Origin of the sequence: Microbacterium testaceum, from assembly GCF_001476285.1 — a bacterium.
GTDB lineage: Bacteria > Actinomycetota > Actinomycetes > Actinomycetales > Microbacteriaceae > Microbacterium > Microbacterium testaceum_B.
On the sequence record NZ_LDRU01000087.1, the window covers coordinates 1 to 13,235 of the forward strand.

At 71.1% G+C, this 13,235-nt stretch carries 13 protein-coding genes; 9 read left to right on the top strand and 4 right to left on the bottom strand.

Translation table 11 applies throughout. The features are described from left to right. Both NS283_RS14510 and NS283_RS14515 read right to left on the bottom strand, forming a co-directional pair. The coding region (locus NS283_RS14510) for a pirin family protein (RefSeq protein ID WP_058597570.1) at nt 1-817 on the bottom strand (817 nt) is incomplete at its 3' end. Then, nucleotides 814-1,152 carry a GNAT family N-acetyltransferase gene (locus NS283_RS14515; RefSeq protein ID WP_058597571.1) on the bottom strand — a complete coding sequence of 113 codons (339 nt, stop codon included), beginning with the start codon at nt 1,150-1,152 and terminating at the stop codon, nt 814-816. The genes NS283_RS14515 and NS283_RS14510, both read right to left, overlap by 4 nt. Before the next feature lie 241 nt (nt 1,153-1,393). Here NS283_RS14515 and NS283_RS14520 point away from each other — a divergent pair, with 241 nt between their 5' ends. Genes NS283_RS14520 through NS283_RS14535 form a run of 4 tightly spaced genes read left to right on the top strand, consistent with a single transcriptional unit; the run spans nt 1,394 to nt 5,803 of the window. Beyond that, nucleotides 1,394-3,658, top strand: a complete 2,265-nt coding sequence (locus NS283_RS14520) for a carbon starvation CstA family protein (protein ID WP_058597572.1) — start codon at nt 1,394-1,396, stop codon at nt 3,656-3,658. Nucleotides 3,659-3,667: 9 nt separating this feature from the next. After that, nucleotides 3,668-3,904, top strand: a complete 237-nt coding sequence (locus NS283_RS14525) for a YbdD/YjiX family protein (protein ID WP_058597573.1) — start codon at nt 3,668-3,670, stop codon at nt 3,902-3,904. Between the two features lie 13 nt (nt 3,905-3,917). Further along, nucleotides 3,918-5,090 (top strand): sensor histidine kinase, encoded by a 1,173-nt coding sequence (locus tag NS283_RS14530; protein ID WP_058597574.1) that lies wholly within the window; start codon nt 3,918-3,920, stop codon nt 5,088-5,090. Further along, nucleotides 5,087-5,803, top strand: coding sequence for a LytR/AlgR family response regulator transcription factor (locus NS283_RS14535; protein ID WP_058597575.1), 717 nt, complete (start codon nt 5,087-5,089; stop codon nt 5,801-5,803). The genes NS283_RS14530 and NS283_RS14535 overlap by 4 nt, the downstream gene beginning before the upstream one ends. Before the next feature lie 109 nt (nt 5,804-5,912). Here the strand turns inward: NS283_RS14535 and NS283_RS14540 are convergent, their stop codons facing one another. Then, a complete protein-coding gene (locus NS283_RS14540) occupies nt 5,913-6,428 on the bottom strand; it encodes a CGNR zinc finger domain-containing protein (protein ID WP_058597576.1) in 516 nt (171 codons plus the stop codon). A gap of 25 nt (nt 6,429-6,453) precedes the next feature. Between NS283_RS14540 and NS283_RS14545 the strand changes: the two genes are divergently transcribed. From NS283_RS14545 to NS283_RS14565, 5 genes are all read left to right on the top strand, one after another. Beyond that, a complete protein-coding gene (locus NS283_RS14545) occupies nt 6,454-6,645 on the top strand; it encodes a hypothetical protein (protein ID WP_058597577.1) in 192 nt (63 codons plus the stop codon). A gap of 54 nt (nt 6,646-6,699) precedes the next feature. Beyond that, nucleotides 6,700-7,092, top strand: a complete 393-nt coding sequence (locus tag NS283_RS14550; protein WP_058597578.1) for a hypothetical protein — start codon at nt 6,700-6,702, stop codon at nt 7,090-7,092. After that, complete coding sequence (locus NS283_RS14555) at nt 7,089-8,543, top strand: sodium/solute symporter (RefSeq protein WP_058597579.1); 1,455 nt, start codon at nt 7,089-7,091, stop codon at nt 8,541-8,543. Before NS283_RS14550 ends, NS283_RS14555 begins: the two co-directional genes overlap by 4 nt. Before the next feature lie 65 nt (nt 8,544-8,608). Further along, nucleotides 8,609-10,642 carry a DNA helicase RecQ gene (gene recQ, locus NS283_RS14560; protein ID WP_058597580.1) on the top strand — a complete coding sequence of 678 codons (2,034 nt, stop codon included), beginning with the start codon at nt 8,609-8,611 and terminating at the stop codon, nt 10,640-10,642. A 161-nt stretch (nt 10,643-10,803) separates the two neighbouring features. Beyond that, nucleotides 10,804-12,906 (top strand): acyl-CoA dehydrogenase family protein, encoded by a 2,103-nt coding sequence (locus tag NS283_RS14565; protein ID WP_058597581.1) that lies wholly within the window; start codon nt 10,804-10,806, stop codon nt 12,904-12,906. 52 nt (nt 12,907-12,958) lie between these two features. On the opposite strand, the gene NS283_RS14570 is transcribed toward NS283_RS14565, so the two are convergent. Continuing rightward, nucleotides 12,959-13,159, bottom strand: coding sequence for a hypothetical protein (locus tag NS283_RS14570; RefSeq protein ID WP_058597582.1), 201 nt, complete (start codon nt 13,157-13,159; stop codon nt 12,959-12,961). Nucleotides 13,160-13,235 lie beyond the last annotated feature (76 nt).

Here is a 13,235-nt window from a genome sequence, read left to right on the forward strand (position 1 = left end):
GGGCAGGGACCACGTCGACGCTCACGACGTCGACGTGGTCCCTGCCCGTGCCGAGGTAGAGCAGGCGGGATCCGTCGACGGATGCCACACCGCCGTCGTTCAGGGCGGGCGACGAGCGGCGCGCTGCGTCGGCGTCGACGGCATCCATTCCCGTCTCGACATCCGCGGTGCCGATCATTCCGTAGAGTGCATGCTCCCAGTCGGGTCTCAGAGGGATGCGCACGCGGACGCCGGCGGGGAGGCGCAGCTCGGCCCCCACGATCGGCGTGTGCACGGTCGCGGGGGAGGCCACCGTGCCCAGCTCGCCCATGACGATGACCGCGTCCGCGCCGTCGCCGAGATCGAGGACGGGGAGATCCTCGTGCCGTTCGAAAGCGGGAGCCCCGTGGCGGCGCGACTCGGGGAGCGCGACCCACAGCTGCAGGGCGTCCAGCGGGATCGCCTCGTCGCCGACCGAGTACTCCGAGTGGGCGATACCCTCGCCGCTCGTCATGAGGTTCAGCGCGCCCGGGCGCACCACGACGTCGCTGCCCACGGCATCCCGATGGCGGACCTCCCCGATGATCGGCCAGGTCACCGTCTGGAGGCCGATGTGCGGGTGCGGTTCGACGCGCATGAGCGTCTCCTGCGGGCCGAACCGGTCGAGGAAGCACCACGCCCCGACCATCGGCAGCGCGCGGTGCGGCAGCGTGCGGTGCACCTCCATCGCGCGGACGCCACCCAGCGGAACCTCGCGCGCCTCGACCACGAGGGCGCGGGGTCCGTCGCACTCGACGGGGCCCTCGGATGCCTCCGGCGCGACGTCGAGGCGGGTCATGCCGGTTCGCTGGGGTCGGCCGAATCGGCCGCGTCGGTGTCGTGCGGCCACTCGATGACGAGGCCGGGAACGTCGTGCTCGCGGAGGTAGTGCGCAACGAACGGGCACGAGGGGATGACGCTGTCGCCTCGGCGGGCGAGATCGCCCAGGGCTTCGCTCGCGAGCGTCGAGCCGAGGCCGCGTCCCTTGAACGCGGAATCGACCTCGGTGTGCGGGAGGACGAGCCGGCCCTCGCCGGCCGGGCGGAACTCGAGGAACCCGCCCAGCTCCTCGCCCACGTGGATCTCGTAGCGATGGGCGTCGTCGTTGCGGGTCACGGTCAGTGCGTCGGTCATGGCGCCTCCTGTCGTCGGTCTCTTCAGCAACGTACGGGGGCCGTGCGGTGTTCCGCACCCCCTCGACAAACGTCGAAGCCTCCGGCCCCTTCGGCGAGCCCGGGACGGGGGGTGAGGGCCCCGCCGCACCGCTCACCGCACCGTTCACGCCGCTCACCGCACGATCGACGGATGCCGCGGCCACGGGCGCGCGGCATCCGGTTCACTGTGCGAGTCCGCAACGCCGCGAGCAGGAGACAACATGAGCGCTTCCGTCGACGACGACGTCGTCACCGACCCGACCCTTCCCCCGGTCGCCGTTCCGCCCGAAAAGCTCCGGAGCAGATGGACCCCGGCCAAGATCGCGCTGTGGGTCGCGATCGCGCTGCTCGGCGGCCTCGCCTGGACCATGCTCGCGATCGTGCGGGGCGAGACGGTGAACGCGATCTGGTTCGTGTTCGCCGCCGTCTGCACGTACCTCATCGGCTACCGCTTCTACTCGAAGGTGATCGAGCGCTACATCACGCGTCCCGACGACCGTCGGGCCACCCCCGCCGAGCGCAAGGCGGACGGCAAGGACTACGTCCCCACCGACCGCCGCGTGCTCTACGGCCACCACTTCGCCGCCATCGCCGGCGCCGGTCCCCTCGTCGGGCCCGTGCTCGCCGCGCAGATGGGCTACCTCCCCGGCACGATCTGGATCATCGTCGGCGTGATCCTCGCGGGCGCCGTGCAGGACTACCTCGTCCTCTTCTTCTCGATGCGCCGCGGTGGTCGCACGATCGGCCAGATGGCGCGCGACGAGCTCGGCAAGATCGGCGGCACCGCCGCGATTCTCGCGAGCCTGCTGATCATGCTGATCATCGTCGCGATCCTCGCGCTCGTCGTCGTAAATGCCCTCGGTGAGAGCCCGTGGGGCGTCTTCAGCGTGTCGATGACGATCCCGATCGCCCTCTTCATGGGGCTCTACCTGCGCTACATCCGCCCGGGCCGCATCACCGAGATCTCGATCATCGGCTTCGTCCTGCTGATCGGCGCGATCATCGCCGGCGGCTGGGTCGCCTCGACCGAGTGGGGCTACGCCGCCTTCCACCTCGACCGCTCCGTCATCGCGTGGGGCATCATCGTCTACGGCTTCGTCGCCGCGGTGCTGCCCGTCTGGCTGCTGCTCGCTCCCCGCGACTACCTCTCGACCTTCATGAAGGTCGGCGTCATCGTGATGCTCGCCGGCGCCATCGTGCTCGTGCGTCCCGAGATCTCGGTGCCCGCGTTCAGCGAGTTCGCCGGGGGACAGACCGGTCCGGTGTTCAGCGGCCCGATCTTCCCCTTCCTCTTCGTCACGATCGCGTGCGGTGCGCTCAGCGGGTTCCACGCGCTCATCGCCTCGGGCACGACGCCCAAGCTCGTCGAGAAGGAGCGCCAGACGCGCTTCATCGGCTACGGCGGAATGCTCATGGAGTCGTTCGTGGCGATCATGGCGCTCGTCGCCGCCCTCTCGATCGACCGCGGCATCTATTTCGCCATGAACGCCTCGCCCGCGGCCACCCTGGGCACGGTCGAGGGAGCCGTCGCGTTCGTGAACGGGCTGGGGCTCGCGGGCGTCAACCTCACGCCCGACATGCTCACGACCACGGCGGCGGCCGTGGGGGAGACCTCGATCGTCTCGCGCACCGGCGGTGCGCCGACCCTCGCGCTCGGTCTCGCGCACATCATGCAGCAGGCCCTCGGCGGTCAGGCGATGATGGCGTTCTGGTACCACTTCGCCATCATGTTCGAGGCCCTGTTCATCCTGACGGCGGTGGATGCCGGAACTCGCGTCGCCCGTTTCATGCTCCAGGATTCGATCGGCACCGTGATCCCGAAGTTCAAGGACCTGTCGTGGCGTCCCGGCGTCTGGATCTGCACGGCGGTCATGGTCGCCGGGTGGGGATCGATCCTGATCCTCGGCGTGACCGACCCGCTCGGCGGCATCAACACGTTCTTCCCGCTGTTCGGCATCGCGAACCAGCTGCTCGCCGCGATCGCGCTCGCCGTGGTGCTGGCGATCGTCGCGAAGCGGGGCCGGTCGTACTTCCGCTGGTTGTGGATCGTTGCCCTGCCCCTGGCGTTCGCCGCCGTCGTCACGATCACCGCGTCGATGTACAAGATCTTCTCGCCGGTTCCGGCGGTGGGGTACTGGGCGAACCACTTCGCGTTCCGCGATGCGCTCGCCGCGGGGAAGACCGAGTTCGGCACCGCGAAGACGGTCGCCGCGATGGAGGCGGTCGTGCGCAACACCTTCGTGCAGGGCGTGCTGTCGGTGATCTTCGTGACCCTGGCGATCGTCGTGATCGTCATGGCCGTGATCGTGACGATCAAGGCCCTGCGCAACGGCGGCGGTGCCGACCTCGAGGACGCCCCCGTGGCATCCCGTCGCTTCGCTCCCGCCGGCTTCCTCGCCACGAAGGCCGAGCGCGAGATCGAGAAGGAGTGGGAGGCCCTCCCCGCCGACCACCCTGCCCGTCCGACCGCGTCGGCGCACCACTGAGAGGTCGTCATGGCTCTGTCACACGCGGAATCCGGTCCGGCCCTCACTCGCCTCGGGGTGCGCCTCGCGCGGCTCGGGCGTGGCATCCGGTGGTACGTCACGACACTCATGGGCGACCGTGCCTACGACGTGTACGTCGCGCACCACCGGGTGCACCACCCGGAGGAGGAGCCCCTGACCGAACGGCAGTTCTGGCGGCAGCGTGCGGCGGACCAGGATGCCGACCCCGGCGCGCGCTGCTGCTGACTAGGCTGCGAGCATGCTCGACGCACCGCTGCTCGCCGGGGCCGCGGGGGTCGTCGTCGGTGCGGCGCTGACCCTCGCGCTGGTCCTCGCACGCCGCTTCGCTCTCGCGCCGCGCGACCTGGGGAGCGACGCCGAGCGGGCGACGCATCGGACCCTGCACCTGGCCGCCGCGGCGGCATCCGCTCTCCGCGGGGGACGGGACGAACCGGATGCCGCCCGCGCGGCCAAGCACCTGCGGACGCTCCTCGCGGCCGACGCCGTCGCGATCGTCGACGCGGCCGCGGACCGGGTCGCGTTGGACGGCCCCGAGACGCTGACCGCATCGGCGCGCCGCATCGCCGCGCGTGTTCGCGAGACCGGACGCCGGCAGGTGTTCACCGAGAGCGACGGCGATGCCGTGGGGGCGCCGATCGTCGTGGACGGGCGCGTCTGGGGCGCCGTGATCGCCTTCGCGTCGCCCGTGCGCGGACCGCTCGTGCGGGCGACGGGCGATGTCGCGCAGTGGTGCGCGGCGCAGCTCGAGCTCGCGGGTCTCGACGCCTCGCGCGCGGCGCTCGCCGAGGCGGAGCTGCGCGCCCTGCGGGCGCAGATCAGTCCGCACTTCATCTACAACGCGCTCACCGCGATCGCCTCGTTCATCTCGACCGATCCGCCGCGCGCTCGCGACCTCGTCCTCGAGTTCGCCGACTTCACGCGGTACTCGTTTCGCCGCCAGGGCGAGTTCACGACGCTGGCCGAAGAGCTGCGCAGCATCCACTCCTACCTCGAGTTGGAGCGCGCCCGGTTCGGCGACCGGCTGTCGGTTCGCCTGCGGATCGCGCCCGAAACGCTCGCGACGGTCATCCCGTTCCTGTCGGTGCAGCCGCTCGTCGAGAACGCGGTGCGGCACGGCCTCGAGCCGGGAGAGCGCGGCGGGGTCATCACGGTGACCTCGATCGACGACGGCACGCACACCGAGGTGGTCGTCGACGACGACGGGATCGGGATGGACCCCGATGAACTCGCGACGCTGCTCGACCTCGACGCCGCATCGACCCACGTGGGGCTGCGCAACGTCGACGCGCGCCTGCGGCAGCTGTACGGGCCCGCGGGCGGCCTCGTGGTCGAGACGAACGTCGGCTCGGGCACGGCCGTGCGCCTGCGGGTGCCGAAGTCGCAGCCGCAGCACGAGACGGCGCTGCCGTGAGCGTCGCGGTTCTGGTCGCCGACGACGAGGCGCCGGCGCGCGCCGAACTGGTCGCGCTGCTCGCCGCCGACCCGCGCGTGGCCGAGGTGCACGCGGCTGCGAGCGGGGCCGAGGCCCTGCGCATCCTCGACACGGTCGACGTCGCGGTGGCGTTCCTCGACATCCACATGCCGGGGCTCTCGGGGTTCGACCTCGCTCGCGCTCTGGCGCGCCTGCGCGAGCGACCCGCGGTCGTCTTCGTCACCGCCGACGACGCGGGGGCCGTCGAGGCGTTCGACGTCGAGGCCGTCGACTTCGTGCTCAAGCCCGTCCGCGCCGAGCGCCTCAGCCGTTCGCTCGGGCGTGCCCTCGCGGCGGGCGCGGGCGCGGGCGCGGGCGCTGACGCAGACGACGACGAGACGATCGCGGTGACCGTCGGGTCGACCACGCGCCTGGTTCGTCGCGCCGAGATCAGGTGGGTCCAGGCCAGCGGCGACTACTCGCGGCTGTACACCCCGACCTGCGACCACCTGGTGCGCCTGCCGCTGTCCGATCTCGCCGATCGTTGGGCGCATGCCGGCTTCGTCCGCGTGCACCGGTCGTACCTCGTGCATCGGGATGCCATCGTCGAGGTGCGCCTGTCGGGTCCGGCGCCGTCGGTGGTCCTGGCCGAGATCGAGCTGCCGGTCAGCCGTCGGCTCGTGCCGTCGGTGCGCGACGCTCTGCTGCGCTGAGGCGCCCGGCGAGAGCATGTCCCACTTTTCGCGGAGTATGTCCCGAAATGTGCTGCGGGGGACGGTCTCAGGCGGCAAAAAGTGGGACATGCTCTCGCGTGCGCCGGCATTACCCACGCGCGCGGTGCCGGCGCACGGCCGCGCGATTCGCGCAGCGCACCGAGCAGTACCGCTGACGTCCGTTGCGCGTGACGTCGACGACGACGTTGACGCAGGGCTCCGCCGCGCAGCGGCCGAGGCGGTCCTGACCCCGCGTGACGAGGTGCAGCGCGGTGCCGACCGAGATGACCGCGGCGAGCACGCGCGGGAGCGCGTCGTTCTCGTCGCGGTAGTGCAGGTGCCAGCCCTCCCCGTTGTGGTTCGTCAGCCGGGGGTAGGCCGTCACTTCGGCCATCTGCGCGTTCAGCAGGGCGGCGCGGGCGTCGTGATCGGGCTCGTCGACGACCCGCAACCACGCGTCGATGACCTCGCGCGTGCGCTCGTGATCGTCGGCGCCGACGGGGAACTCCATCGACATACCCAGCTCCCTCGCCCTCTGCTCCACGCCGTCGCGGTCGGCGGGCCAGTCGTTCGCGAGTGACGCGGCGAGCAGGACCGCGTACTCGCCGTAAGGGTTGAGATGCATAAGGGCATTACAGCACGCTGGCTCCATGAGCGCCCCCGACACCCTCTCGCTTCCCGTCACGGCATCCGTCCACGAGCACGCGTGGGTCACGGAATCGGTGCACGCGACGAGCGAGGGGCGCGTGCGCTACGTGCGGTGCACCGGATGCCGCGCCCGTCGCGTCGACCTCGACCCCGCCGCCGCGACGCCCCCGGTCCCGCTGTCCCGGGAGGTGTGAGAACGAGAGGACGCGCATCGACGCCGACCGCCCCGGATGCCACGATGGGAGGCCATGACCGACGAGACGCCGCGCCTTCCGCGCGTCCGGGTCACGGCATCCGGATCCGCTCGGGTGCCGCGCCCGGCGACGCGCGGCTTCGCGCTGCCGGGACACGCTCCCGACGAGGCCGACGACGTGTTCTCGCGCGGGCTGGTCCGCGCGCAGCTCCGTCTCGCGATCGGCTGCGTGGCCGCGTTCCTCGTCGTGGCGGGGGCGTTCGCGGTCGCGATCGCAGCGCTTCCCGCGCTCGGTGATCCGGTGCTGTTCGGCGTGCCGCTGTCGTGGCTCGCGCAGGCGTACGGCTTCTATCCGCTGATCCTCGTCTTCGCGCTCATCTTCGTGCGCGCGGCGGCGCGCAACGAACGGCGCTACCGCCACCTCGCCGACCCCGGATCCGACGCGTGAACCCGGTGTTCGATCTCGCCGCGGTGGGGCTCTTGGTCGTCGTCACCGCGGTGCTGGGCTTCTCGGGCGTGCGCCTGTCACGCACGACCGGGGACTTCTTCGTCGCCTCACGCAGCGTCGGGAGCGTGTGGAACGCCTCGGCGATCAGCGGCGAGTACCTTTCGGCCGGGACGTTCCTGGGGCTCGCGGGCCTCGTGCTGCTCTCGGGCTCCGAGGGGTTCTGGTTCCCGATCGGGTACGCGGCCGGGTATCTGCTCGTCCTGCTCTTCGTCGCGGCGCCGCTGCGACGAAGCGGTGCGTACACGATCCCGGACTTCGTCGAGGCGCGGCTCGAGTCGCGCGCGGCCCGGCGGATCACGAGTGTCGTCGTGCTGATGATCGGCTGGTTGTATATCGTGCCGCAGCTGCACGGGGCGAGCCTCGCCCTCGGCGTCGTGGCCGACGTGCCCCGGTGGACCGGTGCCGTGGTGGTGGCCACCCTCGTCGCCGGGATCGTCGCCGCGGGAGGCATGCGCGCGATCACCGCCGTGCAGGCGTTCCAGTACTGGCTCAAGCTCACCGCGCTGCTCGTGCCCGCGGTGTTCCTCCTCGTCGCGCTGTCGCAGGGCGGGCGCGACCTCGACCCGGCCGCGATCTTCCCGGCCGCCGACGGCCCCGGTGCCGTCGACACCTACGCCACGGTGTCGCTGCTCCTCGCCCTTCTCCTCGGCACGATCGGGCTCCCGCACGTGCTCGTGCGCTTCTACACGAGCCCGAACGGCGGGTCGGCGCGACGCACGACCGTCGTCGTCATCGTGCTCATCGGCGCGTTCTACGCCGTGTCGTCGACGATGGGACTCATCGCCCGGGTGGTCGCGCCCGATCTGGCGGTGCGCGGCCTCGCCGACACCGTCGTGCTCGCCCTGCCCTCGCGCCTTCTCCCCGGCGTGGTCGGCGAGCTGCTCACGGCGCTCATCGTCGCGGGAGCCTTCGCCGCGTTCCTCGCGACCTCGTCCGGTCTGGTCGTCTCGCTCGCGGGCGTGGTCAGCCAGGACGTGTTCGGCGGCAGCGTGCGTTCGTTCCGCCTGTCGGCGGTGCTCTGCACGGTGGTGCCGCTGGCGGTCGCGCTGCTGACCGAACCCGCGGGTCTCGTGTCGAGCGTGGGCGCGGTGTTCGTGTTCGCGGCATCCACGCTCTCGCCCGTGCTGCTGCTCGGCGTCTGGTGGCCGCGTCTGACGGCGCGGGGCGCGGTCGCGGGCATGGTGGTGGGCGCGATCGCGTGCGGTGCGGCGTTCGTGGCCGGAGGGATGATCCCGGATGCCGACGGCTGGGGCGCCGTTCTCGCACAGCCCGCGGCCTGGACGATCCCGTTGACCACCGCCGTGATCGTGGCGGTGTCGCTGAGCGATCGCGCGGGGGTTCCGTTCCGCGTCGAGCGGTACCTGGCTCGTCTGCACACCCCGGATTTGTGAGCCACCGTCCACAGATGCCCGGACCGTCCCACGCGGGTGTCGGTGCCCCGGGTTACCGTGGACGGGTGACTTCTTCCGGCGCCGCCCCCGAGCCCTACGCCGACGCGCCGCCCGAGCCGTTCGGCGGGTACGACGACCCGTACGCCGACGTCGACTGGGATCCCGATCTCTTCGCCCCGCCCGACGATCTCGATGCTCCACCGCCGCCCGTCGACCCCACCTCCGCCTTCGCGCGCGCCGCGGCCGCGACCGGCACCGCGCGCGAACTCCCGGCGGTGCGCGATTTCACCGGTCGCGACCCGCGCGAGGTCCTTCACGAGGTCTACGGGTACGACGCCTTCCGCGGCGACCAGGCCGACATCGTGCAGCACGTCGTCGACGGCGGAGACGCCGTGGTCCTCATGCCCACCGGAGGTGGCAAGAGCGTCACCTACCAGGTGCCGGCCCTCGTGCGGCCCGGCACGGGGCTCGTCGTCAGCCCGCTGATCGCCCTCATGCACGACCAGGTCGAAGCGCTCATCGCCAACGGCGTGCGCGCCGGGTACCTCAACTCGACGCAGGCCCCCGCCGAGCGCCAGGCCGTCGAGCAGGCGTACCTCGCGGGCGAGCTCGACCTGCTCTACGTCGCCCCCGAACGGCTGAACGGCGCGCAGACGCTCGGGCTGCTCTCGCGCGGACGTCTGAGCGTGATCGCGATCGACGAAGCGCACTGCGTGTCGCAGTGGGGTCACGACTTCCGCCCCGACTACCTCGCGCTCGGCGATCTGGCCGACCGCTTCCCCGGGGTGCCGCGCATGGCGCTCACGGCAACGGCGACTCCCGCCACCGCGCAAGAGATCGTCGAGAGGCTGCGGCTGCGCGACGCCCGCGGCTTCGTCGCGAGCTTCGACCGCCCCAACATCCAGTACCGCATCGACGCCAAGGTCGACCCGCGACGCCAGCTCGTGCAGTTCATCAAGAGTCAGCCCGAGGGCTCTGCCGGCATCGTCTACGCGCTGAGCCGCAAGAGCGTCGAACAGATGGCGACCTATCTCTCGACGCAGGGCCTCGACGCCCTGCCCTATCACGCGGGTCTCGACGCCTCCGTGCGCGCCGCGAACCAGTCCCGTTTCCTGCGCGAAGACGGGGTGATCATGGTCGCCACGATCGCGTTCGGCATGGGCATCGACAAGCCCGACGTGCGCTTCGTCGCCCATATCGACCTGCCCAAGTCGGTCGAGGGCTATTACCAAGAGACCGGCCGCGCCGGCCGCGACGGTGACCCCTCGGTCGTGTGGATGGCGTACGGCCTCGGCGACGTGGTGCAGCAGCGCCGCATGATCGACCAATCGCCCGGCGATCGCTCCTACAAGATGCGTCTGGGTCAACACCTCGACGCGATGCTCGCCCTGTGCGAGACGGTCGGATGCCGCCGCCAGAACCTCCTCGACTACTTCGGGCAGAAGTCCGAACCGTGCGGCAACTGCGACACGTGCCTCACCCCGCCCGACACGTGGGACGGGCTGATCGCCGCGCAGAAGCTGCTGTCGACCATCGTCCGCCTGCAGCGCGAGCGGGGTCAGGCGTTCGGGGCGGGGCACCTGATCGACATCCTCCGTGGAGCGAAGACCGAGCGCATCTCCCAGCAGGGGCACGATCGGCTCAGCACCTACGGGCTCGGCGCCGACCTCTCCGATCAGGACTGGCGCAGTGTCATCCGTCAGCTGCTCGCCCGGGGGATCATCGTCGCCCAGGGCGACTACGGCACCCTCGCGCTGAGCGAGGCATCGGCCGGCGTGCTGCGCGGCGAAACGCCGGTGCCGCTCCGCCGCGACGTCCTGGGCCGCACCGGCGGGGGCTCCTCGCGCCCGCGGAAGTCCAGCGCCGACGACGTGGCTCCGGGTGACCGCGACCTCTTCGAGGCTCTGCGCGCGTGGCGCGCCGAGAAGGCCCGCGAACAGGGCGTTCCGGCGTACATCGTGTTCGGTGACGCCACGCTCCGGGCCATCGCGGCCGCGCGTCCCGCGTCGACCGGCGACCTCGACGGCATCACCGGCATCGGCGCCAAGAAGCGCGAGGCGTACGGCGACGGCATCCTGACGGTGGTCGCCGCGAACTGAGACGGGCATCCCCACAGGCTCCGCACGGGAATGTTGACCACCCACAACGACCCCGCCTCTCGTCGCCCGAAGGCATTGTCGACACCTCACACACCGTTTGCCGGTGCGTTGTGGGACTCCTACCGTGGTGGCATCCCTTTGCAACGTCGAAAGGTGCCGAAATGACCGACGCCGCCGTCCGTCCCACCACGCCCGCCACGAGCACGCGCACGCCCGTCGGGGGTGCGCCGTCCGCTCCGCACTCCGCCGCCGAGGCCGCGGAGTCGCGCATCGACATCGATCGGGTCACCGATCTGCTCCTCGGCACCTGGGGCGACACGCGCCGCCAGGCGCGCGAGATGCTCAAGGACCCCGCGCTGTGGCGCGACGACAGCCTGGGGATGGACGCGCACCGCGAGCGCACCCTCAGCCAGTTGCACCTGCTCGTGCAGAACAACGCCGTGCACCGCGCCTTCCCGAAGCGATTCGGCGGCGAGGAGAACAACGGCGCGAACATCGCCGGCTTCGAAGAGCTCGTGGCCGCGGACCCGAGCCTGCAGATCAAGTCGGGCGTGCAGTGGGGCCTCTTCGGCTCCGCGGTGCTGCAGCTCGGCACGGCCGAGCACCACGACAAGTGGCTGCCCGGCATCATGAGCCTCGAGATCCCCGGCGCCTTCGCGATGACCGAGACCGGCCACGGATCCGACGTCGCCGCGATCGGCACGACCGCCACGTACGACCCCGAGACCGAGGAGTTCGTGATCCACACCCCCTTCCGCGGGGCCTGGAAGGACTACCTCGGCAACGCCGCTCTCCACGGCAAGGCCGCGACCGTGTTCGCGCAGCTCATCACCAACGGCGTCAACCACGGCGTGCACTGCTTCTACGTGCCCCTGCGCGACGAGGAGGGCAACTTCCTTCCCGGCATCGGCGGTGAGGACGACGGCCTCAAGGGCGGCCTGAACGGCATCGACAACGGACGCCTGCACTTCGACCACGTCCGTGTCCCCCGCACGAACCTCCTGAACCGCTACGGCGACGTCGCCCCCGACGGCACGTACTCGAGCGACATCGCGAGCCCCGGTCGCCGGTTCTTCACGATGCTCGGCACGCTCGTCCAGGGCCGTGTCTCGCTTGACGGCGCGGCCGCGTGGGCCTCGGCGATCGGCCTGATCATCGCGATCACCTACGGCAACCAGCGTCGCCAGTTCGATTCGGGCAGCGGGACCCCAGAGGTCACGCTGCTCGACTACGGCAAGCACCAGCGCCGTCTTCTGCCGCGCCTCGCCACGACCTACGCCGAGATCTTCGCGCACGACGAGTTCCTGCAGAAGTTCGACGGCGTCTTCAGCGGCGCGCTCGACACCGACGCCGACCGCGAAGACCTCGAGACCCTGGCCGCGGCCCTCAAGCCCCTGTCGACCTGGCACGCGCTCGACACCCTGCAAGAGGCGCGTGAGGCCTGCGGCGGACAGGGCTTCCTCTTCGAGAACCGTCTCGTGGGGCTGCGCGCCGATCTCGACATCTTCGTGACCTTCGAGGGCGACAACAACATCCTCCTGCAGCTCGTGGGCAAGCGTCTGCTCGCCGACTACGCCCGTCAGTTCAAGGGCAAGGATGCCAAGCAGCTCGCCGCGTTCGCCGTCGGCCAGACCGCGGGCAAGCTCTTCCACGGGGCGGGGCTGCGCCAGCTCGGGCAGGCGGTCACCGACCTCGGGTCGACGGCTCGCTCGGTCGAGCGCGGGCTCCGCGCGGACCAGCAGCACGAGCTGCTCGCGGGTCGCGTCCAGCAGATGATCGCTGACATCGCGGGTCGGCTGCGTCCGGCATCCAAGCTCTCCCGCGAGGACGCGGCCGCTCTGTTCAACGCGAACCAGGCCGAGCTGATCGAAGCGGCGCGCGCCCACGGCGAGCTGCTGCAGTGGGAGGCGTTCACCGACGCGATCAACCGCATCTCCGACCCCGGCACGGCTCGAGTGCTCACGTGGCTGCGCGACCTGTTCGGTCTGCAGCTCATCGAGAAGCACCTCGCGTGGCACCTCATCAACGGTCGCCTGTCGACCCAGCGTGCGGCGGCGGTCTCGAGCTACATCGATCGGCTGTGCGCGCGCCTCCGGCCGCACGCGCAGGATCTCGTGGATGCCTTCGGCTACGGGCCCGAGCACGTGCGTGCCTCGATCGCGACGGGTGTCGAGGACGACCGTCAGAACGAAGCGGCGGCGTACTACGCCGCGCTGCGCGCCTCGGGCAACGCGCCGGTCCCGGAGAAGAAGCCGGCGAAGTAGGCGCGTCCACGACGTCGGGGCGGTGGCCGTGAGGCCGCCGCCCTTCGCCGTGTCAGGTCTGGCGAAGCAGCACCAGCCGCACGATGGCGATCCCGGCGATGACGGCGCCCGGGATCATCATGACGAGGGCGAACCACATCGGTCCGTCGACGCCGATGGCCACGATGCCGACGATGATCATGATGACGGCCAGGACGAGGCCGAGGTAGAGCGAGACGCGTGTCCGTCGAGGGCCCAGGGGAACGGTGTGCATAGCCGGGAGAGTAGTTGCCGACGGGCCGGAAGACCAGGTCTCGCGGCGGCTCGCACCTCGCCCGCGAACGGACCCG